The sequence below is a fragment of the Solibacillus sp. FSL R7-0668 genome (assembly GCF_038006205.1).
In the GTDB taxonomy this organism is placed as follows: Bacteria; Bacillota; Bacilli; order Bacillales_A; family Planococcaceae; genus Solibacillus.
The window spans coordinates 2,454,447-2,477,409 of record NZ_JBBOUU010000001.1 but is presented as its reverse complement, the minus strand read 5'-3'; the positions used below and the strand labels follow the sequence as shown (position 1 = coordinate 2,477,409).

Annotated in this window: 31 protein-coding genes; 30 read left to right on the top strand and 1 reads right to left on the bottom strand. The window is 39.2% G+C overall.

What is annotated here, in order from left to right:
* The first annotated feature begins 61 nt into the window (after positions 1–61).
* The 29 genes from MKX47_RS12335 (at position 62) to MKX47_RS12195 (ending at position 22,140) form a co-directional block, all read left to right on the top strand.
* The gene (locus tag MKX47_RS12335) at positions 62–517 is read left to right on the top strand and encodes a terminase small subunit (protein ID WP_340774561.1); all 456 of its coding nucleotides are present in this window, start codon (positions 62–64) and stop codon (positions 515–517) included.
* The gene (locus tag MKX47_RS12330) at positions 507–1,778 is read left to right on the top strand and encodes a PBSX family phage terminase large subunit (RefSeq protein ID WP_340774559.1); all 1,272 of its coding nucleotides are present in this window, start codon (positions 507–509) and stop codon (positions 1,776–1,778) included. Before MKX47_RS12335 ends, MKX47_RS12330 begins: the two co-directional genes overlap by 11 nt.
* A gap of 11 nt (positions 1,779–1,789) precedes the next feature.
* Positions 1,790–3,190 (top strand): phage portal protein, encoded by a 1,401-nt coding sequence (locus MKX47_RS12325; protein WP_340774557.1) that lies wholly within the window; start codon positions 1,790–1,792, stop codon positions 3,188–3,190.
* A 2-nt stretch (positions 3,191–3,192) separates the two neighbouring features.
* Positions 3,193–4,209 carry a phage minor head protein gene (locus tag MKX47_RS12320; RefSeq protein WP_340774555.1) on the top strand — a complete coding sequence of 339 codons (1,017 nt, stop codon included), beginning with the start codon at positions 3,193–3,195 and terminating at the stop codon, positions 4,207–4,209.
* Positions 4,210–4,224: 15 nt separating this feature from the next.
* Positions 4,225–4,440 carry a hypothetical protein gene (locus MKX47_RS12315; protein WP_340774552.1) on the top strand — a complete coding sequence of 72 codons (216 nt, stop codon included), beginning with the start codon at positions 4,225–4,227 and terminating at the stop codon, positions 4,438–4,440.
* Positions 4,441–4,545: 105 nt separating this feature from the next.
* Complete coding sequence (locus MKX47_RS12310) at positions 4,546–5,133, top strand: phage scaffolding protein (protein WP_340774550.1); 588 nt, start codon at positions 4,546–4,548, stop codon at positions 5,131–5,133.
* A 10-nt stretch (positions 5,134–5,143) separates the two neighbouring features.
* The gene (locus tag MKX47_RS12305) at positions 5,144–6,019 is read left to right on the top strand and encodes a N4-gp56 family major capsid protein (RefSeq protein WP_340774548.1); all 876 of its coding nucleotides are present in this window, start codon (positions 5,144–5,146) and stop codon (positions 6,017–6,019) included.
* A gap of 14 nt (positions 6,020–6,033) precedes the next feature.
* Positions 6,034–6,246: a Rho termination factor N-terminal domain-containing protein gene (locus tag MKX47_RS12300; protein WP_340774547.1), complete on the top strand. Its 213-nt coding sequence runs from the start codon at positions 6,034–6,036 to the stop codon at positions 6,244–6,246.
* Positions 6,230–6,562 (top strand): hypothetical protein, encoded by a 333-nt coding sequence (locus MKX47_RS12295; protein WP_340774545.1) that lies wholly within the window; start codon positions 6,230–6,232, stop codon positions 6,560–6,562. The genes MKX47_RS12300 and MKX47_RS12295 overlap by 17 nt, the downstream gene beginning before the upstream one ends.
* Position 6,563: 1 nt before the next feature.
* The gene (locus tag MKX47_RS12290; protein ID WP_340774542.1) at positions 6,564–6,881 is read left to right on the top strand and encodes a phage head closure protein; all 318 of its coding nucleotides are present in this window, start codon (positions 6,564–6,566) and stop codon (positions 6,879–6,881) included.
* Entirely contained in the window at positions 6,881–7,321 is a 441-nt protein-coding gene (locus MKX47_RS12285; protein WP_340774540.1) for an HK97-gp10 family putative phage morphogenesis protein, read from the top strand. Before MKX47_RS12290 ends, MKX47_RS12285 begins: the two co-directional genes overlap by 1 nt.
* A gap of 4 nt (positions 7,322–7,325) precedes the next feature.
* Positions 7,326–7,772, top strand: a complete 447-nt coding sequence (gene gp17, locus MKX47_RS12280) for a tail completion protein gp17 (RefSeq protein WP_340774538.1) — start codon at positions 7,326–7,328, stop codon at positions 7,770–7,772.
* Between the two features lie 11 nt (positions 7,773–7,783).
* Positions 7,784–8,305 (top strand): phage major tail protein, TP901-1 family, encoded by a 522-nt coding sequence (locus MKX47_RS12275; RefSeq protein ID WP_340774536.1) that lies wholly within the window; start codon positions 7,784–7,786, stop codon positions 8,303–8,305.
* 85 nt (positions 8,306–8,390) lie between these two features.
* Entirely contained in the window at positions 8,391–8,897 is a 507-nt protein-coding gene (locus MKX47_RS12270) for a tail assembly chaperone (RefSeq protein WP_340774533.1), read from the top strand.
* 59 nt (positions 8,898–8,956) lie between these two features.
* Positions 8,957–9,250 carry a hypothetical protein gene (locus tag MKX47_RS12265; RefSeq protein ID WP_340774530.1) on the top strand — a complete coding sequence of 98 codons (294 nt, stop codon included), beginning with the start codon at positions 8,957–8,959 and terminating at the stop codon, positions 9,248–9,250.
* Positions 9,251–9,265: 15 nt separating this feature from the next.
* The gene (locus tag MKX47_RS12260; protein ID WP_340774527.1) at positions 9,266–13,015 is read left to right on the top strand and encodes a phage tail protein; all 3,750 of its coding nucleotides are present in this window, start codon (positions 9,266–9,268) and stop codon (positions 13,013–13,015) included.
* Between the two features lie 6 nt (positions 13,016–13,021).
* A complete protein-coding gene (locus MKX47_RS12255; RefSeq protein ID WP_340774523.1) occupies positions 13,022–13,921 on the top strand; it encodes a phage tail domain-containing protein in 900 nt (299 codons plus the stop codon).
* 13 nt (positions 13,922–13,934) lie between these two features.
* Entirely contained in the window at positions 13,935–15,401 is a 1,467-nt protein-coding gene (locus MKX47_RS12250; protein ID WP_340774521.1) for a gp53-like domain-containing protein, read from the top strand.
* Between the two features lie 6 nt (positions 15,402–15,407).
* Complete coding sequence (locus MKX47_RS12245) at positions 15,408–15,737, top strand: hypothetical protein (RefSeq protein ID WP_340774518.1); 330 nt, start codon at positions 15,408–15,410, stop codon at positions 15,735–15,737.
* 13 nt (positions 15,738–15,750) lie between these two features.
* Complete coding sequence (locus MKX47_RS12240; RefSeq protein ID WP_340774517.1) at positions 15,751–15,906, top strand: hypothetical protein; 156 nt, start codon at positions 15,751–15,753, stop codon at positions 15,904–15,906.
* A gap of 103 nt (positions 15,907–16,009) precedes the next feature.
* Positions 16,010–16,186, top strand: a complete 177-nt coding sequence (locus MKX47_RS12235; protein WP_340774515.1) for a hypothetical protein — start codon at positions 16,010–16,012, stop codon at positions 16,184–16,186.
* Between the two features lie 42 nt (positions 16,187–16,228).
* Entirely contained in the window at positions 16,229–16,609 is a 381-nt protein-coding gene (locus MKX47_RS12230; RefSeq protein WP_340774513.1) for a DUF2829 domain-containing protein, read from the top strand.
* A gap of 189 nt (positions 16,610–16,798) precedes the next feature.
* Entirely contained in the window at positions 16,799–18,703 is a 1,905-nt protein-coding gene (locus MKX47_RS12225; RefSeq protein WP_340774511.1) for a phage tail protein, read from the top strand.
* 14 nt (positions 18,704–18,717) lie between these two features.
* Positions 18,718–19,095 (top strand): hypothetical protein, encoded by a 378-nt coding sequence (locus MKX47_RS12220; RefSeq protein ID WP_340774508.1) that lies wholly within the window; start codon positions 18,718–18,720, stop codon positions 19,093–19,095.
* 80 nt (positions 19,096–19,175) lie between these two features.
* The gene (locus MKX47_RS12215; protein WP_340774506.1) at positions 19,176–19,607 is read left to right on the top strand and encodes a phage holin family protein; all 432 of its coding nucleotides are present in this window, start codon (positions 19,176–19,178) and stop codon (positions 19,605–19,607) included.
* Positions 19,604–20,278: a peptidoglycan recognition protein family protein gene (locus MKX47_RS12210; protein ID WP_340774505.1), complete on the top strand. Its 675-nt coding sequence runs from the start codon at positions 19,604–19,606 to the stop codon at positions 20,276–20,278. Before MKX47_RS12215 ends, MKX47_RS12210 begins: the two co-directional genes overlap by 4 nt.
* Before the next feature lie 178 nt (positions 20,279–20,456).
* Positions 20,457–20,972, top strand: a complete 516-nt coding sequence (locus MKX47_RS12205; RefSeq protein WP_340774503.1) for a hypothetical protein — start codon at positions 20,457–20,459, stop codon at positions 20,970–20,972.
* Positions 20,973–20,983: 11 nt separating this feature from the next.
* On the top strand, positions 20,984–21,484 hold the full coding sequence (locus MKX47_RS12200) for a hypothetical protein (RefSeq protein WP_340774500.1): 501 nt from the start codon (positions 20,984–20,986) through the stop codon (positions 21,482–21,484).
* Positions 21,485–21,831: 347 nt separating this feature from the next.
* Complete coding sequence (locus tag MKX47_RS12195; protein ID WP_340774497.1) at positions 21,832–22,140, top strand: hypothetical protein; 309 nt, start codon at positions 21,832–21,834, stop codon at positions 22,138–22,140.
* 80 nt (positions 22,141–22,220) lie between these two features.
* On the opposite strand, the gene MKX47_RS12190 is transcribed toward MKX47_RS12195, so the two are convergent.
* Positions 22,221–22,427: a helix-turn-helix domain-containing protein gene (locus MKX47_RS12190; RefSeq protein ID WP_340774494.1), complete on the bottom strand. Its 207-nt coding sequence runs from the start codon at positions 22,425–22,427 to the stop codon at positions 22,221–22,223.
* A gap of 127 nt (positions 22,428–22,554) precedes the next feature.
* Here MKX47_RS12190 and MKX47_RS12185 point away from each other — a divergent pair, with 127 nt between their 5' ends.
* Complete coding sequence (locus MKX47_RS12185; protein ID WP_340774492.1) at positions 22,555–22,788, top strand: hypothetical protein; 234 nt, start codon at positions 22,555–22,557, stop codon at positions 22,786–22,788.
* Positions 22,789–22,963: the final 175 nt, after the last annotated feature.

The window sequence follows — 22,963 nt, the reverse complement described above, 5'->3', positions numbered from 1 at the left end:
AGAGTCTCGCTGTAATTAGTGAGGCTCTTTTACTATATTCAGCAATTAGCATAATGAGGTGATGCCATTGATTGAACGTAAATTAACAGTAAAACAGCAGGCTTTTGCTGACTACTATATTGAGTTAGGAAATGCGACAGAAGCTGCAAAAAAGGCTGGATATAGCCAAAAGTACGCAGCGCAGAATACAGACAAATTACTAAAAAATACTAATGTTTCTGCTTATATAGAAAATCGGATGAAAGAAATCCAATCTCAACGTATCGCTGACCAGGAAGAAGTGATGGAGCTATTGACTTCTGTTTTACGTGGTGAAGCTCGTTCTGCGGTTCTGCGTGGTATCGGTGAGGGTGCGCAAGTGATTGAAGAATACATGCCACCAACAACCACTGAGCGCATCCGTGCAGCTGAATTGATCGGGAAACGATACGCTCTTTTCACAGACAAGCAAGAAATCAATGCCAATGTCACACCTATTTTCGTAGACGATATAAGCGGTGATAACAATGGCAGTTAAAAAGCTTTCAGAACTATTACCAAAAGCCTTCCACCCAATTTGGAAAGCTGCATTAGCAGAAGAAATCCTTCACATCGTCTGTAAGGGTGGTCGTGGTAGTGGTAAATCATCAGATATAGCGCACATAATTACGCAGTTACTTATGCGTTACCCAGTAAATGCAGTGGGTATTCGTAAGGTGGACAATACCATTGAAGGCTCTATTTTCGAGCAAATGAAATGGGCCATTCATGAGCAAGGTGTTTCGCATCTGTTCAAAATCAACAAGTCACCTATGCGTATTACTTACATTCCACGTGGTAACTATATGATTTTCCGAGGTGCACAGGACCCAGCGCGAATTAAATCATTAAAAAGTGCACAGTTTCCGTTTACACTTGGTTGGATTGAGGAAATGGCTGAATTTAAAACAGAAGATGAAATTACGACTATCACTAACTCGTTATTACGTGGCGAATTGGATGATGGTCTTTTTTATAAGTTCTTTTACAGTTACAATCCACCGAAACGTAGGCAATCATGGGTAAATAAAAAGTTTGAGAGCTCGTTCCAGCCTAAGAATACATTTGTTCACCATTCAACGTATCTCGATAACCCGTTCATTTCAAAACAGTTTATCGAGGAAGCGAATGCGGCTAAAGAGCGTAATGAATTACGTTACCGCTGGGAATATCTTGGCGAAGCAATCGGCTCGGGTGTTGTACCATTTGATAATTTGGCCATTGAAAAAGGCTCTATTACAGATGAAATGGTAGCAGCCTTTGATAATATCCGGAATGGGATTGACTATGGATATGCTACGGACCCGCTTGCATTCGTGCGCTGGCATTACGACAAGAAGAAAAATGCTATCTTTGCGATTGATGAAGTGTATGGCGTTAAGATTAGTAACCGTGAACTTTCTAAAAAGTTACATGCAAAGGGCTATGAGAATGACCGTATTGCAGCTGAGAGCGCCGAGCCGAAATCGAATGCAGAATTAAAGAATGAACTAGGCATTAAAAAGATTTATCCAGTTAAAAAAGGCCCTGACTCGGTGGAGTACGGTGAGGAATGGTTAGATGATTTAGACGCCATTTACATTGACCCATTACGCACGCCAAATATTGCGAGGGAGTTCGAAAATATTGATTATCAGACAGACCGTGATGGCAATCCTATCCCGCGTTTAGAGGATAAGGATAATCATACGATTGACGCCACGCGCTATGCGTTTGAGGAAGATATGAAGAATAAGAAGGGGCTTTCGTTCCTAACATAAGGAGGTGCCGCATGAGAATGCACACAGATGAATTAGTGGAGCATATTAAACAAAATGCCCCAAAAGTTACCGATGAAATTAAAAAGATTTACGATGCTTTTGACAGTAGCAAGATGTTACAAGGTCCACGCTACTACAAAAATGAATCCGATATTTTAAGCCGTCCTATTTACACGTATATCGATGAGGTAAAAGTTAATGATCCAGATGCAACTAACGAAAAGATTCCGAGTGGCTTGCATAAGATTCTAGTTGATCAAAAGGTTGCTTATTTAGCCGGGGAGCCGATGGTATTCGGCAGCAATAGCGATAACGCCAAGCAACTGGAACTACTAAAGGATTTAATCGGAGAGCGCTGGGAAGATACGTTACCCGAATTGATTAAAAATGCATCGAACAAAGGGCTTGAATGGCTTCACCCTTTCGTCAATGAAGATGGCGAGTTTGATTACATGATTGCTGATGCTGAAAATGTTATCCCACTATACGATAACAAGCAGCGCAACAAATTAGTTGGCGTTATCCGTTTTTATCATGTTGGCGAAAAGCAAATTAAGCTTGAATTGTGGACAGCTGATGATGTCACTTATTACGAAATCATTGACGATAAGATTTATTTGGATGCCGAGCAAGAAATTAATCCAGCTGCGCATTTTTATAGTGCTGACGGTGCTCAGGGGAAATCATGGGGTAAAGTACCGTTTATTAAATTTGCGAACAATGCAGAGGAATTGAGCGATTTGCATTTTAACAAGCGTGCTATTGATGCATTTGAGCTACTTGTGAGCGATGCACAAAATACGTTGTCTGATATGCCTGAAGTGTTTACGGCACTTGTTGGCTATGAAGGAACGAACTTGCAAGAGTACCGTACCAATTTGAAGCGCTTCAAAACCGTTAAATTAGATGATGATGGCGATATTAAAACATTCAACGCGCAGGTACCGACCGATGCCTATTCTTTGCAAGCCGAAATGCTGCGTAAAAATATCATTACGTCTGGACAAGGCGTTGACCCAAGTCCTGACGTTATCGGTGATGCTCCAAGCGGTGTTGCATTAGAACATTTATACAGCTTATTGGACATGAAGGCTTCAATGCTTGAGCGCAAATTTACGCTTGCATTGCGAGAGTTCATGTTTTTTGTTGAGGTTTATTGCAAAGAGGCAAATGTGGGTGACTTTGATTCTCGTGATGTTACGTACACATTTAATAAAATGTTGCTCACGAATGAAAAAGAAATCATTGAGATGGCTAATAATTCTGTCGGCATCATTTCCAACGAAACGATTCGCGAAAATCACCCTTGGGTAAAAGATACAGCGCAAGAACAGGAGCGTTTGAAGCGTGAACAAGATGAATTTAATTCACGCCTCCCACCACTCGATAATGATTTTGAAGACGGTGAATAATTATGAATCAATTAGAGATTCGCAAGCAGGTCAATAAATTAATCGCTGATGCAGAAACAAAGCTAGATTTAGTCTTTGCAAAGATGTTGAAAGAGGTTCTTAGCGACATCGAAAAAATGTATAAGAAATATCAGGTGAAGGGTGAGCTCTCTTACACTGATCTAAATAAATACAATCGTATGCACAGCCTTTTTGAGCGCATTACGGAATTGGCATCTGATGAATACAAGGTGATCATCAAAGAAATAGCAGATATGAGAAAAACGGTATACCTCGAGACTTATTTGCAGCATGCTTATTTGTTCGAGGTTTTTTCGTCCATCGATATGGGTTTCCAAGTGCCGTCCATTAATGTTATTAATGCTGCGTTAGTTAATCCAATTGAATTTTTATCGCTACCTAAAGTGCTCACAAATCATCGCAATCAAATTGTTCATGATTTGCAGATATTAATTACACAGTCTCTTATCCGCGGTGATAGCTATTGGGATATCGCGAGGGAAATCGAAAGAAAGATGGGATTTAGCCGAACTAAAGCAATTACTGTAGCACGTACTGAAGCTGGACGAGCCCAGTCTGTTGCAGCTGAAAAGGCATCGGAGCAAGCTAGTAAATATGCAACAATGGGAAAAATGTGGGCGAGCTCATTAGATTTTCGTGTACGTTCATCTCATAGAAAGTTGGATGGCCAACGTGCAGATAAAGACGGTTATTTCCATTACCAAAAGTTGAAAGCAAAAGGTCCGATGATGTGGATGCGCGCAGATATGGATATTAATTGCCGCTGTATGGTGATCCATTTGGTTAATGGGATGTTGCCGACTGTACGGAGAGGACGTAATTTTAACGATCCAAACTATCAAAAACGATTTAAAGATATGGTTAAGAAATACATGGATGATGAAGATTTAACGTTTGCGCAGGCGCTTGCTAAAGCTGACAAGAATGTTAATGCGCCGTCCGTTGTTTTTGACAGCTATATCAGTTATGAAGATTGGTATAAGAAAATGACAGGTTAGGAGAGGTGAAAAAACGTGAATGAAACCCAAAAATTAATTCTATTAGCAACAGCGTTAGTGGGGATGAATATTTCTGAAATTGAAACAACTTTGACACCGAGCGAACTAGCGTTTTTGCAGTATAAAATTGCAAAGCTTACAGAGGATTTAGGTGAGGAAGCTGAACAAAAATTAACGCAAACCTTGCAAGAAGCTACACAACAGCTATACAACGATATTTTTGAGTCGTAGCGATACGGCTTTTTATTTTCGTCTTTTGGACACCTGTAGACGTTAAGAGAATGGGTGAAAAACCTATCGTGCGTACTACGATAATGCGAAATAGGAGGAATTTATATGTTTACAAAAGAGCAGTTAGTCGAAATGGGTTTAACGGATGAGCAAGCAGATAAAGTAATTGAGGGCTATGGTCAAATGATCCCCAAATCTCGCCTTGATACAAAGATTCAGGAGGTAAATGATTTAAAAGGGCAATTAGCTGACCGAGATACCCAGCTAGAAGCACTTAAAAAGGTAGACGTAAAAGCGCTTCAAACTACAATCACTGATTTACAAACCGCTAATGAAACAGCTAAAGCAGAGTATGAAGCCCAGCTAAAACAACGCGATTTTGACCATGCACTTGATGGGGCTTTACGTGATGCAAAAGCACGAAACATTAAAGGTGTACGAGCCAATCTTGATTTGGATGCCATTAAATTAGATGGTGACAAATTGCTCGGATTGGATGAGCAATTAACTGCCCTTAAAGCGTCTGATGATTATTTATTTGTTAAAGATGGATTACGTGGTCAAACTCCACCTAATCCAGATGGTGGTGGAAAGCCGGCAATCACAAAAGAACAGTTCGCTGCTATGAACATCGTTGAAAAAACGGAACTTTATAACACGAATTACGAGCTTTATAAATCACTTACAGAATAGGAGAATGAAAATGAAACAACCAAAATTTATGAAACCAGAACCAATTGATTTAATTTTGCCATTAAACAAACAACACGGGTTACAATTCTTTGCCCAAACAAAGAAGTCGGATCTAATCAATCCCGAGGTAATGGCTGATGAAATTTCAGCCAAATTACCGCAAGCCATTCGTTTTGCTCCATATGCCAAAATGGACGATACTTTAGTTGGTGTACCAGGTGACACAATTACACGACCGAAATACGGTTATGTTGGTGCAGCGGCAGATTTAGTTGAAGGTGTGGCAATGGATACAACTAAAATGTCTATGACAACTACGCAAGTGACTGTTAAAGAGGCGGGTAAAGCTATCGAAGTCACTCAAACCGCCATCATTACAAACGTTACTGGTACGTTATCTGAAGCAGAAAACCAATTGAAATTAGCTATGTCCGATAAAATCGAAATCGATTACTTAGCTGCATTAAACACCTCACTACTATCGTTTACAGGTGCACCTACTACACCAGGAGCAATCTTAGATGCCATCGATGTATTTGGCGATGAAGATGAAACGGAATTAGTGTTATTTATCCACCCAAAAGACTACACAAAACTAGTGAAGAACTTGTTTACGGTGGGTGGTAAAACGCAAGAAACAGCCATCACAAAAGGGCAAGTCGCTGAGGTAGTTGGTGTTAAAGATATCGTTAAAACAAAGCGATTAACAGAAGGAACAAGTTTCCTACAAAAAATCGGCGCGATTGAAATTATTAACAAGAAAAAAGTTGATGTAAAAACGGACTATGATATTTTAGCTCGTACACATGTATTAGCCGCAAACGCTCATTACGGCATCAATTTATTTAACGATAATGGTGTTGTAAAAATTACTGCTGGACCTTAAAGGGGTGATTGATTATGTTATTACGTCGCTATCATAACCGTAAACCGACCACACGTGGCTACGGTGTTCCAATCGACTCACCTAAGTTCACATCCATCGCTGAAATGAGCGTAAAAGAGCTTAAAGAGTTATGCAAAGAACGCGGCTTAAAAGGTTATTCCAGAATGAATGAAGCAGATTTAATTGAATTGCTTTTGGGTGGTGTTGATGATGTGGGAACCGAATGAAGAAGATATCACTCATTTAATCGTTTTAGCCGGTGAAAAAACTAATGCTAAACGTACAGCCCATTACACGGAGCTAGCACCAGTTCTATATGACGTTGCTTGTGCCTGGTGTAATCAATTGTTTGATATGGCAGCAGATGCCGACCGTAAAAAACAATCAGCAGTAAAATTGTTCATTGCAAAAGCGGCTCAATATTACGAATTAAAAGTAGGCCTCGTTTCCCGCAAAATGGGGAGCGTGGCTTATTCTTTTGCAGAAGAAATCCCGTCCATTATTTATAAGCCATTGAAGCCTTATAGAAAGGTGCGGTGGTAGTATGTACGATGAATTTCCGCATGAAGTAACATTGAAGGTGCTAAAGAATGTTCCTAATGGTTCTGGCGGAGTCACTAAGAAATGGGTACCTGAAAGAAATGTAGATTGTTTTGTAGATACGCCATCAACGAACCGTTTGGTCGAAGCAAGTAAGCTCGGCATCACCATTCATCGGGATTTATATTGCGAATACGGCGAAGAAATTCCGACTACAGTGCGCATCGAATATGAAGGAATTGACTATGTCATGTCGGGCGATACAGAAGACCAAGGTGGCATGCATGAAGTGTTACGCATCCCATTAAAGAAGGTGACCTGATGGGTATTACTAGATTCGGTAACAGGCAACTTTCAAAAGCCCTTGATAGATGGGGAGACAATATAATTGCTGATGTTAAAAGAATAGTTGTTGAAACGGCCGAACTTTTGAAAACAGAGGCAGTTGCGAGAGCTCCACATGATACAGGTGATTTGAAACGGTCAATTGAAGTCACCGTTCTTGCTGATGGGTTGACGGCAATCGTCACAGTTGGCGCTCATTACGCGATTTATATCGAGTTCGGCACGGGTATTTACGCAGTGAAAGGAAATGGTCGTAAAACACCGTGGGGCTATTTAGATCCCAAAGGACGTCTTGACGAAAATGGACAACCATTGTGGATATGGACAAAAGGTATGCATGCCCAGCCATTTTGGTTTCCTGCTGTTGATATTGCACGCGATTATTTTAAAAATGAAATGAGAAAGCTAGGAAGGTGACAGTATGAGTTCACCATTACTCGAATTACAGAGTGCCATTGTGCAACGATTAGCGAGCGACAGTGACCTGTTAGCCCTCATGCCGATTGATTTAATGGCAGCAGAAGAAAAAGACCGGCGATTGTATGACTACATTCCCGAGGATGCGTTAAGTCCATATATCCATATTGATGCACCTGTTATTTCAAAGGTTTACGTTGCGCCGCATTCATTAGTAGACGTAAGCCTAACGTTGCATATATGGCACAATCAACAGCTTACAGGTGAATATGGGAATCATACACCGGCCTTATTATTACAAGCGGTGAAACAGGCGTTACGCTTCAAATTGCTAATGCCCAGCTATCAAGTAATGCAAGTGAAAATTACAAATGAACGTATATTCGAGGACACCAATGTTGATGTAAAGCATGGTGTCCTTTCATGTACCTACAAACTATTAAAAGTATAGGAGGAATTTTCTTGGGTAAAAAAATCTTATTAATCCAAGCGGTAGACAATGTACTGGGTGCAGATGCTTTGGTGCCCGGTTTACAACGTGATTTAGAGCATTCAATGAGCCGTTCGAATTCAACAGAAGGCTCTAAAATGGGGTCGTTTACACAAATCGGTACTTTAGCTGAAACAATTTCAGCGTCATTTTTATTTAAGAAAGGTGACGAGGGACAAGAAGAATTACGCCGTGCTATGGAAAAAGGGCTTGAGGTGAAAATTTGGATTGTCGATACAGAGAAAAACGCTGACGACAAGTACGATGCATCATTCGGCTATGCGGTGCTTGGGGAGCTTTCTTTCACTTATCCTTATGAGGGCGTTGAAGAAATCTCATCTGAATTAGCTATTCAAATAAAGATGGTTAAAGGTCAATTTGATACATTGCCCGATGGTCTTGAAGAGTTCGCTGAGTTTGGATTTGAGTCACCAGGTGAATACACTGGCGACCATTTAAATCGTAAAAAGGCCGAAGCACCACCAGGACCGTAAGCAACAAAATAAATATTTTTTAAAGGGCGGGCTAATGCTCGTCTCTTTTTATCTTAAATCCCAAATATGAAAGGTTGATATATACATGGCAGTTTTAACTATTAAAGGTACAGAATTTGAATTGAAGTTTTCGATTATGCTGGATAAAGTCCTTAATAAATTCATTAAAGATAACGATGATGCGGACGCGAAAAAAGGCAAAGAAAAACTATCCGGCGGTATTTCTAAGGTATTGCCGCAGCTGATTGAAATGGACGTTGAAACTTTAGCTCAAGTGTTTGAAATGGCTAATAAAATTGCCGTGAAAGATAAGCAGTTTAAGGGCAATTTTGACGACATTTTAGAAGCCATTGATAATCGAATGAATGAAGATGATGACGCAACAAAAATCTTTGCGGAAGTATTTGAGGCTATCGACAGCTCGGCTTTTTCACGCAACGAGTTAGCGAAATTCGTGGAGAATATGAGTCTCGTAAAAGAGCTGCGTACAGACGAGTTAGACGAGCAAAAAGCGGAGTTAATGATCAAGCGTCTGAACACAGGTTATCAGAAAATTACGGGCAAAACGCTAATCGAAACGACAACCGATTAAGCTACGATGATTTTGAACGCGAAACCGCTAGATTACTAGGTGTGTACGATGAACAGTTAATGTATAGCTGGACATATAAACAGTGGTTAAACCGCATACAAGGGGCTAACTTAGCCGTTATCGATGCACATGAATTAGCCGTACAAGCTGCTTGGGTGAGTGGTATTGTTTCTCGTCCAGTAAAAGGGCGACCTAAAGGACCTGATAAATACTTTGACGCTAAGCAAGCACGTAAGCAAATTCTTTCAGGTGGTAAACCTAAAAAAGAAGCAGACTTTACACTATACAATCGCATGAAGGATGGTTTGAAAGATTTCGATTGGCGTGGAGCAATTGTTCCAAAAGAAAAGTAAGCAGGAGGTGAGATGGTGGAAGAACGCTTTGAAGCGCACGTCGGTGCCAATATACGAGAATTTCAACGGAAAATGAGAGAAGTAGACCGTGAAATTGAACAATTGGCAACAGGGGTAGATGTCGATTTAGAATTAGCGGCAGGCGAATTTCATGCAGAAATGCAACGAGTTCGTTCCGAGATGGCTGATTTAGATCGCGAAGATTTAACGGTGCAAGTCGATTTGGCATGGAAAGAATTTATGCGTGATTTGATGGAAGTTTACGCAATGGCGGAAAATCTTGACGATTCGGTTATTGACGTTGAAATTGAAGCAATTATTGGTGATTTCAGACGCGACCTGTTACGTGTCAGAGCACTAGCGCAAGACTTAGACGGAACCAATGTGGATGTAGAGGTAGATTTAGATACAAGTGCATTTACACGTGCTCTCTATATGATCTATGCACGGTTGTGGACACTTGATGCAAAAGAAATTTTAGTTAGTGTCAAATTGAAGTATAACGAGTTTCAAAACAACATGGCTCGTGTTGCTAACCAAATGCGAAACTGGGGAGAAATCCTTTCAACACAATTATCTGGGGCAATGATTGCCTTGCTTCCTATTCTTTCACAGCTTATCAGTACGTTGGTAGGTTTGATTGGTTCGCTAGGTGTAATGGTCGGCGTACTAGCTGGGCAATTTTTAATATTGGCGTCAGCACTTAGTATTGCTGCTATTGGTTTCGTAGGACTAGCAGCAGTTGCCATTCCGACTATCAAAGATTTATTTGACGAGACGGTTAAGCTAACCGCAGAACAGCAACGCGCTCGTGATGCGTGGGACGGCTTTATTGATGTATATGACGAATTGGTCGTTAAAACAGAAAGTGCCGTATTAAGTGCATTTACAAGCGCTATGCAAGGTGCATCGGAAATCTTAAAATCCCTTGAGCCTATGATTTTAGGTGTAGCAGATAGCGCAGCTAAATTAATGGACTCGTTCAATCGCTCGATTAATACAGAGCCAATACAAGCTATCTTTGAAGCCTTTAATGAATTCGGTCCATCTATTTTTGAAAACTTCACTACTGGCATCGGTTACTTGGTAGCGGGATTAGGTTCTTTGATTGCCGCGTTAGCTCCTGCAGCCGCTGCATGGACGGAGAATTTTAACTTGATGATGGAATCCTTTGCTGAATGGTCAGCAGGTTTATCGGAAAGCGAAAAATTCCAAGAATTCATTTCATATGTACAAGAGCATATGCCACTTATCAGCCAAATGTTTGGTGATTTGGTTGTTGGAATTGTTGAGTTTTTCAGTGCATTCAGTGGGATGGCTAGTGATTTTATGGTCAGTCTTGCGGAAATTATAGAGGGTTTTAGAGAATGGGCATCTACATTAGATCAAAACGATTCGTTCCAACGTTTCTTAGATTTCATTCGTGAATCTACGCCTGCTGTATTAGACTTGTTGAAAAACTTATGGCAGTTCCTTGTTAACCTTGGAATCGCAATGGCTCCATTTGGTGCAATTATCTTGGATTTAGTCAATAAATTCTTGGCATGGATGAACGCTATGATGGAAACGCACGGGTGGTTCAGCAATCTTATTGGCATTATCCCTGTACTTATTGGCGGCTTTATGATGTTGATGGCGCCAGTTGTAGGATTAGTTACACTATTCGGAAAGCAAATTGTAGATGCAATCACAAAAACGAATAACGGTTTCCGTGCTGTCCAAACCGCCATTTCTAAATTAGCTCCTCACTTCGGAGTAATTATCGATGATGTGATGCGCTTTATTGGCGTCGTTACCAATCTCGCAAGCAAAGCACTACCTTTGTTAATGCGTGGATTTACGTTACTTACAGGTCCGGTCGGAATTGCTATTGCCATCATTACAACGCTAATTACAATTGGTATCGCACTTTATAAAAACTGGGATGAAATTTGGGCTTATGCTAAATCAATTTGGACTAAAATTGCTAACTTCTTTTCGACTACTGTAGCTGGAATTTATGACACTGTAGTTGGCTGGTTTGGTGATATGTGGGATGGTATTTCCGGTTTCATGGGGGATATCCTCAAAACTATCACCGACGGATGGAATAAAGCCGCTAGTTTCTTAGAGAGTATCGACTTAGCGACTATTGGTAAAAACATCGTTCAAGGTCTTGTTAACGGAATCTCTTCTGGCTTCGAGTGGGTTAAAAAGAAAGTATCTGAACTTGCTAACCTTATACCTGACTGGCTTAAAGGACCGTTGAAAATTTTTAGTCCCTCGCGCACGATGGCAGCCGTGTCAAAATGGATTCCCGCCGGTGTAGCTAAAGGAATTTTAGACAATGTTAACTTAGTAAAAGAAGCAGCTAAAAAGATGTCGGATAGCGTTACGCTAGACTATAGCAAGCAAGTAAATAAAGCATCATCCGTCTTTAAAAACTTAATGAATACCATGTCAGATGCGGTAAAAGCTACGTCCAAAAAGCAACAAGCCGATCGTTACGAAGCCTTAGAAAAATCATTATCCGACTATAAAAAGTGGACAGATTTAACACTTGAAGAGGAGTATGGTTATTGGCAAGAAGCAGCTAAGTATTTAAAAGACGGTACCGGCGCGAAAAATAAAGCCTTGAAAAATGCGAGCGATATTCACCAGCAAATTTTGCAAGAGCAATTCAATAACGAAATCAGCTTTATTGATGCGGCTCGTGAGTACGGCATGATGTCGTTAGCCGACCAGATAAAAGCGTATGAAGAATATATGGCGCAGTATAAACTTGGTACCGAGCAACAAGTCGCGTACGAAGAAAAGTTATACAACGCTAAAAAGACTTTATACGAAGATTTGAAAAATATTACTTCTGACTATTTATCCAAAGTACAGGATATTTACAGTAAGCTAGGTGACGAGGAGCAAAAACTTCGCGATCAGTACCAACAGACGTTCGAAGCTCGTAAAGAAACATTAGCGAACACTTGGGGCTTATTTGATGAGGTTAAACTCACAGAAATGATTACGTATAAAGATGATGGGTCGATTGATAAGCAAGTCGATTTAATTGGCAACATGCGCCAACAAGTCGCTACTATGTCCAATTGGATGAATGACATCTTTAGGTTGCAGTCATTCGGTCTTGATGAGGCTTTGTTAAAAGAGTTGCAGAACATGGGCCCAAAAGCTGCTGCAGAAATTAACGCACTTGCAAATATGTCGTCGCAGCAATTATCCGAATACGAGCAGTTGTGGAAAACGAAAATGGATTTAGCTGGCGCTCAAGCAACAAATGAATTAGCCAGTGCCCGCGAAGACATGGAAAATGAAATTATCAAACTTCGTGAAAATGCAATCGTTGAAATAGAGAAGTTGAAAAATGAAATGCTGAAAGAAATCGATGAAATGGTTAATGGATCGGTTGATGAATTTGATTATCTTGAAGCGACTCTACCTGAAATTGGTCGTAAGGCAATGCAAGGTTTAATTGACGGCTTCAAATCCATGAAAGGCTCGTTAGATTCCACTTTACAAGGAATTGTAAATGATGTGTCTAATTCGATGTCGGGTATCCTTTCGGGCGAGCATTTTAACGCGACTACAAATGTTCCGGAGCTATCGTTTAACGGTAACGCTAAAATAAATACTTCTTTATACAACGAAAATGAACTTGCTCAAGCACCTGTAAATGTATCAGTCAATCAAATGTGGGACGGCGATTCCGTGAAAACATGGATTGATGAAACAGATGCAACTAAAGCAAAACTAAACATTAAAAAAAGGAAGTGATGTCGTATGACCATCATCGAAAAAATGAACGGGGAGCGTTTTGATTTAACGCAATACGGCATTCCTATTCTTAAAGTCGGGCCAGTTGACATTGTATACGATTCCGAAAATATTAAAGGACGAGCTGGGCGTAATCGAACAACTCGTTATTATGGTATTCGTAAACTGCAGTTAAAAATTCTGTTGGATGCAGTTGATGAAACGGATACCATCATGCTGCGTGATTGCTTAGCCGAAATATTGGACGATGCAGAAGATTTTTATATTTATGAACAGGTTTCGAAAGGGCTTGCTTTCGAAATTCCGGGCGAGAGCTCCTTTAAAAAAGCTATTGACCAATTGCAATGGAAACCACACATGTACAAGCGATGGCGCGTTGAACGTATCAATAACGATGCAATCGAATGGAATTGGTTAAAGGGTAAGCGTGTTATTGAATTTGAAACAAGCGATTTGCCATTTGGTGAAACACCATTTAGAAGTTTAGATTTGCAGAATAATGAAAAGTCGTGGGATATTGGGTTATTGGCATGGGGTCTAGGTTTCGAGTGGGACGGTGCTATGCCACAATATACATTTGCAAGTAATTCATTTACCATAAAAAATTTAGGAAACGTTAAATTAGATCCACGTCATATGCCAATGAAGATTATTATAAAAGGTGTTTTTCCATCTGGCTTCACCTTAAAGAATAATTCCACTGGCGATACCGTTACGTTTAACGGCTCTATGTCTGCTAGTGATACTTTCATTTTGGATGGTGTGAGTTATCTAAAAAACAATCAGCACGTTACTGGCACTACAAACAAAAAATTAATATCCATTAAAAAAGGGGATAATCATTTCTCGTTGACTGGCGGTACTGTCCAATCAATTAGTTTTGATATTCCTTTTTATTATTTGTAAAGGAGGTTTTTGAATGGTGGAAAAATATCCATTGCATGATATCGATTCACCTCTTGATCGAGAAGAGCGATTGAAAGTGCTTGAAAACTGGCATCGGATTACGCGGTATTTTAATGCGGTGCAAGGACAAATTAAAATCTTAGCTGGTGGCGAAGAAATCGATGAAGTATTGGCGAGAATTGAAGAAGCCATAACGAATGCAGAAAATGCTACGTCAGATGCTACAACAGCAACAGGCAAGATTAATTCCGCATTGGCGCAATTAGATATTTTAATTTCAAATACAAATGCATCAGCGCAACGAGCAGAAACAGCTGCAGACGATGCTGACCAAATGAATCAGATTTTAAATAATTTAAAAACGGAATTACTAGCACTACAAACCAATTTAAACGGAATTGTACAAGCGGAAAGCCAACGAGTAACAAACGAAGGTCAACGGGTGTCAGCTGAGGCGGAACGTAGAACAGAAGAAATTACTCGCAGAGAAAATGAAGCGGCTCGTGTATTAAAAGAGCAAGCTCGAGAAACAGCTGAACAAAATCGAGCAACAGCGGAAAGTGCACGAGAAGCAGCCGAACAGACTCGTCAGCAAAAGTTAGCGGAGTTACTTGTGGTGCTTGATCAGTTAGATTTCAAGGGGGAGTACAATCCCGCTGGCATTTATTTGCCTTTTAATGTTGTCCGCTTTGGGCGCGCATCTTATGTAGCATTGCAGGAAGTATCAGGCGTACAACCATCTGATGACGGAGTGAACTGGCGATTACTAGCAGCTGGTGGAATTGACGGGTCCGGTGCTGTTAGTACGGTTAACGGAATTGAGCCGGATGAATTAGGTAATGTGCAGCTCATTATTGATTATATAAATAATTTAACAAGCGACCGGACAGATGCAGGTTTATCCGCTGCTGCTGGTAAAGTATTAAAAACACTTATAGATAACCATATTGGAGCGGGTGACAACCCTCACCAAGTTACAGCTGAGCAGTTAGCGCTAGGTAATGTACAAAACTTTGGAGTGGCCACACAAGCGGAGGCGGAAGCTGGCGCCACAAATGATAAGTACATGACGCCTCAAAGAGCAAAGCAATCATTTGATAAAAATATAACAACTTTCTCTGATTCACTTGAGCAAGTTAAGACCGACCTTACTACGCATTTGGACGAATTCGTACAGAATTTAAGCGGTAACGGATATCAAAAATTACCTAACGGTCTGATTTTGCAATGGTTGACTATACCGGCTGGATTTACAACTAATGCAGGTGGTGCTTATACAACCTTCTTACCCGTGTCGTTTACGCAACAATCTTTAGTGGTTTTTGCTCAAAGTAATTCCATTAATTATACTAGTGAAGAACGTGTGATTGGTGCGAGCTTCAATCCCACGACTCCATTGTCTACTATCGGAATTTATACAAATAACGAAGGTGCAAAAGTCTATCCACACGATGTCATGATTTTTGCGTTAGGGGTGTAAGTAATTATGGTTAAAAAATACGTGGTTTTAAATAACGATAACACTGTCAACGGGTTTTATAACGATGATATAAACAAGATACCGACTGATGCAATTGAGATTAGTGAAGAGTTGCACCAACAATATTACAACTTCAATGCTTACAAAAAAGTATTAGTTAACGGTGAGTGGATTGAAGGATTAACGCAAGAGGAAATCGATGATTTTAACGCTAATAATCCGATAATACAACCAAGTGAATTAGAATTATTGAAGCAACAATTAACTTCACAGCAAGCAATTATAGATGAATTACTTTTCGAAGTAATCCCATCATTATTACCAACTACAGATTAGGAGATGATTTAATATGGCAGCATATTTTGCACAATCAATTATCGATGGACGTGACTACAACTCTATTTTCAAGGTGAGCGTATACAAACGATACCAATATGCTACGGACGTAATTTTAGAGCTTGAGGGATACGGTGATTTAATTCCTGATAGCCGTAAAAACAAATAAACAATCGTTACAAAATGTGTAGTAATACACACGAATGTGTATTGATAAATATTTATCATTATTCGACAATGTAGTTAGCAACTTTTGGAAGGGACTGACTACATTGGCAGCAATGAAAAGGCAAAATATTTCTATCGAGCCAGAAGTGTACGAGCAGTTTTGTAAATATGCTTCTCGTCACGGAATTAAATTATCGACGTGGATCAATGCACAAATGAAAGAATTTATCGAAGACCAAAAGCTATTAGATGAATTGAAAGAACAGAAAAAGCGCCTATAATAAGGTGCTTTTTTCTATACAAAAATTTTGGAGGTATGGAAAATGGAAACAGTAGAATACGAATTATGCGAAAAATGTGAGCAAGCAATGGTTGATGCAGGTGTTGTCGGATTAACAACGGAAGAAATGAAGGAGCAGCAAGCTGAATTCGATTTCGGTATGGCGATTAGTTTCCTGAAAGAAGGAGAAAAGGTGGCACGTAAAGGATGGAACGGTAAAGGTATGTGGATTTACCTGGTGCGTGGTACCAATATTCCAAAGAGCAATTTACGTAATGAAGCTGCATTACAAATTGCTGATTCACCACTAGAGACCGTTCAAATTAACTCACACATCGACATGAAAGCAGCTGATGGATCAATCGTAATTGGTTGGTTGGCATCTCAAACAGATATGCTTGCAGAGGATTGGGTGCTAGTTTAAAAGTTACTACACATAAGTAAATATTAATGTGTAAAAACCTCTATAAATGTTGATTTATAGCCATTTATCTACATTTTTGTAGTGAGTTCCAAAATGCGTAGTAACTTAAAAATAATTTAACACCAAATATTTACTAAAGCACTCTCATAATTGGGGGTGCTTTTATTGTACTAAAAAGGGGGTGAAAAATTGATAACCGTAAAACGTGGTGGCACGGAATATCCCGTAAATCATATTAAATCAGCACGGCGCGAGTTTGCTGTGAATGATATTCCCGAGCTTTCGATGATTGTCATTAATCGAGAAAACAATCCAGCTTATCCTTTTTTAAATGAAGAGGAAATTATCGTTACAGGAGACGGGCACGAGTGGCGTATTAAAGCAGAGTCCGAAATGTCGCACTACAAAAATTTGAATGCGCAGCACATCTTATTGGATTTAGAAGGAGTTCCTTTCAATGAGCTATTGAGCGGTAACTATACACCTAGAGCTTTATTAACCACTATTATTGATGGTTCTGGATTTATTCTCGATTTGGATGAAACAGGATTGGATAGCGTGCTATTGAAAGAGTTTGGTCGTAAAAATCGGTGGAAATGTTTAAAAGATGCTGCTGAATTACTGAAGGTGGAATTTAGAGTTTTACCTGGTCGCATTATCCAACTTCGAAAACGTTTGAGTGGCGACAAAGGTAAGCAATATAGATATGCGTACAATCTAAAAAATGTTACCAAAAAATCCGATTCCATCGACGTAGTGACGCACGTTATTGTTAATTACGGAGAAGACCATGGTCAAACTGCTACATTTGTAAGTCCGACAGCAAGTAATTATGCACGTGCCTATTATGGTGACATCATTAATGACGAACGCATTGAGGATTATGAAACAGCCCGTTTGCGTGCCGAGAGGGAATTTAAAGATATTGATTTATCGTACGAATTGGACATTGCGCAAATCGGAAATGATTGCGAGCTGGGCGAAACGATTCATACGATTTACGAACCTTTAGATGATTTATCCATAACAACTCGTATCTTAAAAATGAAAGATGAGTGGAATGGTGAGGAGTTCATTTTAACGGACGCGACTGTAGGAAATTACGTTTTTAAAACGTCTGATGAAATGCTTCAGGACCAAATAAAAGATACCGAGAACAATGCAAAAGACAAAATCGATGAAACGAAAGAAGTCATTAACAAAAATATGACTTTTAAATTTCATGAGACTGAAGAAAAAATATTAGATCAGTACACAACCGTTACTACGGAATACAACGCCGCTATTTCATTGAGTGCTCGTGAATTACGGACAGACATGTCACAAAAAGTTGAGACAATCAATACGTCCATCACAGCACAGTACAACAAAATTACGGCAGAATACAATTCGAGCATTAGCCAAACTGCCCAGCAAATCCGTAGTGAGGTAAATGCAAGTGTGACTAGTATCGGTAAGGACATGCAAAACATTCGTAATGACGTGTCGTCCGTTACACAAACAGCATCATTAATTGAATCTCGTGTAAGTAGCCATGACATGACTATTAGCAGTCAGGGTACCCGCATATCGAGCGCAGAGAGCAGCATTACGCAGCAGGCTAACCAAATTCAGCAGCGCGTCTCCTTCACGGATTATACAGGTAGCCGAATTACGTCATTAATTAACCAGGATCCATATGCCGTTTCCATTTCAGCGGATAAAATTAACTTGAATGGTGCTGTCATTGTAAATGGTGATATATCTGGAGTAACCAATATCAATGTTCAACGAGACATTACGATTGGTAATAATATATATCTAAATCCTAACGGAGGTGGGTCCAAAGCTGTCATATTCGATGGTATCGCACGTCTTGTCAGTGATGGGTATAATATGACTTTAAGTGCTCCTAATGTCAAAATAGATACCAACGCCACTATAGGCGGTAGTGGGTCGACTGTTAATATTGGCGGTAACGTCAACTTCCAATATGCAAATAGTATTCAAGGTGTTGCTCGAGCTAATTCAAGTGGTATCGGTATAAGTACATCGGGTGGTATTTTATATGTACAGGTTAATGGTACAACAATCGGACAAGTAAAATTAACATAAAGGGGCAATTTAAAATGGAACAAAAATATTTAGTCTCATTAGTAGACGGCATTAAATTTTGGACAACAGATGTAAATTTACCTGAATTAAAGGCATTAATGAGTAAAAATAATATATTTGCTGTAAAAATCGGTAATAAAAGTTTTACAAAACACACTATCGGTTTTATTGCAAAAGCAAAGTCAATCGAGGTTGAGGATAATAATGTAGTGGTTAAATTAAATAACGAATTACTTTATACTGCGGTAGATGATACCGACAAAGTAATTACCGATTTAACAGATTCATTGAATAAACAAGATTGGATATTATTTAATGATTCGATTTTATTTAATCGCGGGTTATTCCAATACGCTGAACCTTATATTGAGGAAACAGAAACGCAAGCATAGGCTTAGCGTTATTTTTTACACCAAGACACCAGCAACGCGCTGTACCGAGCAGTGCTATTTTTTATGTAGAGGTGAGGGCAATGGAAAGTAAATTAGCATTAATCAGTGGAGTAATAGGGGCAATTATATCGTATATGTTTGATCTAATGGGGGTAGCGGTGTCTATCCTCATTTTATTTATGCTTGTGGATTACATCACAGGCTTAGTCGCAGCTGGCATCAATCGAGAGCTTAATAGCCGTATTGGGCTGCACGGCTTTGCACGTAAATTATATATACTAGTTTTAATCGGGATGGTATATGCGCTTGAGTTTGCAGCATTACACTATACAGAGTTTGATATTTTTGGCGGTGCAATTGGTGACGGCGCTGCATGGGCATACATTGCAATTGAGTTTATTTCAATCACAGAGAATGGCGTTAAAATGGGTGCGCCAATGCCGCCATTTGTTAAAAATCTATTAAAAATCATTAAGGATAAAACAGGATTAAATGAGGAGGGTGCAAATTGAGTTACACATTCAAACGAGTTTTGTTGCCTGCTAACAAGCACAAAATTAAATGTCCATACGCAATGACACCGCAATATATTACGGTCCACAATACGGCGAATGATGCTTCTGCTGCTAACGAGGCTGCATATCATAATCGCAATGACAACCAGGTATCGTATCATGTGGCTATTGATGACAAAGAGGCTATTCAGTGTATCCCATTTGACCGTAATGCCTGGCATTGTGGCGATGGACAAGGTGATGGCAACCGCAAATCAATTGGTATCGAAATTTGCTACAGTAAAAGTGGTGGAAGTCGGTACGTAGCGGCGGAAGAAAATGCGGTGCAATATATCGCTAAATTACTTCATCAATATGGATGGGGTATTGATCGCGTAAAGCAGCATTATGAATGGAGCAAGAAAAATTGCCCTCACCGTATTCGAGATGAGAAACGATGGGGTTCATTTAAACAACGAATACAAGATGCTTTGAATAAATTAAAAAGTGATAAGGAGGAAACACCAATAGCAAAAGAAGCTTACGAAAAAGATGCAGCACCAGCAGCGTGGGCAAAGGAAGCGGTTGAATGGGCAAAAGCGAATGGCGTATCGGATGGTACGTATTTAAAGCGCCCAGCTACTCGTGAGGAAGTTATTGTGATGATTCATAATATGGTTAATAGATAAAGTTTCAAATTTAAAGCCCGTCATTACTGTTTAATCGCAGTAGTGGCGGGCTTTTTTGCGTTTACATAAAAATAATTAAAAATATTTTATCAAACCTCTTTACATTAACCGTTGGCGGTTATATAATAAAGTTATCAAGTAACCGCTAACGGTTATAAAATAAAAGGGGCGATTGAAAATGATGAAGGAAATTATGAAACGTGCTTGGACGTTGGCTAAACAAGGGGTAAAAAAATTCGGCGGTAAAGTACGCGAATACTTAGCTTCATCTCTTTCAATCGCATGGGAGGAGAGCAAAGCAATGGTAAATACAATCGTAAAATCATGGACAACATCAAAAGGCGCTCAAGTTGAAATGACTTATTCTACGTCTCGCGCAGTACAAACTCGCAACGCAATGGACGATTTAGTAGAAACAATCGAAAACGGTTTAAAAATCGAATCAGTAGTACTTAACGGCGAATCAATCAGTACTTGGAACACAAATCGCAAGTACAAAGAACACAAGTTAAGTATGGGTGTAGTCGAGTTTAAGGGCAAAAAATGCAAAATTGAAATCGAAATGCCGGAAGTAATTTCTCTAGAAGTTTTTGGTCCGTTAGAAAAGACTGTGGTGCCAGCGAAAAAAGAAGAAACATTACGTTGCAAACACTGTGGTGAATTTTGCTACGGCGATTGCCAAGCGAACAAATAGGAGGAAAATTAATGTTAACTACATCAGAAAAAATTCAAAAATTAATAGAGTGGGGTGCGGTGGCTCACCGCATCTCTAAAATAACAGGTATACCTAACAATACAGTTGTACGCATTTGGTCAGGAGAAGCAAAAATTGAAGCAATCCAACTTAAAACAGCCGAAAAACTAGCTTGGTATTACGACATGGTCGAGCGTAATCTGTCCGAGGCTATTGCTTTAGTGGATATGCTGATTTTTAAACTAGACAATGATCGCCAGCGCTTACAAGGTAATTATAACCTGTACCAAAAATTAAAACGCGAGCCTTTTAAAGTATTTGAATATCTTCACAAAATCGCATTGGAACCGCAATATTCACATAAACTAAATGATGTTATGTACTACATCGACGAAATCGGTGAACGTATAGCAACTATTGATGTGGACATTGCATATAACGTTACCTTATCGGATATGTACACTTATTACATGAGCGTACAGCGCAACAAATTCGCGAAGCAAGATGAGTAAAACAAAAACCCACCAAGCTAATACCTGGTGGGTTTTTTGTGTAGTCATGCAATTACGCATACTCTATAATATGTTTCAATCCACGCTCTCGCGACACTTTTAATATATCACACAAAAATAGTGGCAGCAATATGGTAATTTGGTATAATGTAATCGTTAATGTCATTCTCAACAGTGGGGATGTGGATTGAAAAACCGTTTTTATTATGTACGAAAAAGTCACTCATCATTGGGTGGCTTTTTTATTTTGTCGAATTGTCGAATACATGCCCAAATAGACAGTTTCGCACATTCTATTTACATGTGAAGTTAATTATTGTAATTTAATGTTAACAGGAGGTGGAAATATGATTAAAATTGAAACGGAAAAATGGGTACTTGGTGATGAAGTAGAATTTGAAGCTGTTACATTGGATTCGGATGTTAATGGCACCACACTCATTAACATCAGTCTCGATAAAAGTAATTATGACGTGTGCATTGTATACGCGCATATTGATTTTGACGGTATAACAGACTTCACGAAATTCAGAGAAGCCATCGAAAATAGTGCCATCGTTGAAGCGTTTCCGAATTTAGAGCTGGCGAAAGAATTTTATGATCAAATAAAAAATCCTTTGAAATTATCTGAGTTTGTCAGAGGGAGAATGAATTAAGGGGAATAGTCATCGTGTATAGTCAGAATTAAAGCCTTCCACTATTAAAATTGGTGGAAGGTTTATTTTGTTTTAAGCAATTAAATTTCCATATCATCTTTTACAAAGCTAATTTTCAACTCGTAGCCAGTAGCTTCCGCGATCTTAATCAAATCTTGCACGCTGTATGATTCGTTTTTCATTTTAGTCGACAAATTCCCCTGTGACATTCCGATTTTTTCAGCGAGTTGTGTAGCTGTCATATCCTTTTCTACGAGCATTTTCTTAATTTCCTTTGTTAACTCCACTATTATCAACCCCTTTTATTAGATATTAATATAATTTATTTGTTTAATCAATATTTTATTTGACATATCTATATAAAAGATATATTATTAATTTAACAAATAAATTATTTAATTGGAGGAAATAAAAATGATTAAATTTTACATCGATGAAGAGTATGGAATTGAAATGGGTGGCATGTTTTTACAAGGTGACAGAGTACTATATGTGGATAGCGAAGAAGAAGCAAGAAACTTAAATGATCGTTTCAATAATAAAGAATACCCATGTGCTTTCAACGACCTTCCTGACTGGGGAATTCACCAATTAACACCTTTACAACTTGAAACATTCTTAAAAGAAAAAACTTTATACAAACTTTAAAAACTGAACAGCTGGTATTAAACCAGTTTAGTGCCGGCGATTGAGTTTTTAAATACAGAAAGGAGAATTCCATGAAATCTACTCAACGACGCAATGAGTACATTCGAATCAAAATGAAGCAACTGAATCGGGTCACAGATGCTCATAAGCACACAAGGCGTCTAGCTCGTATCAT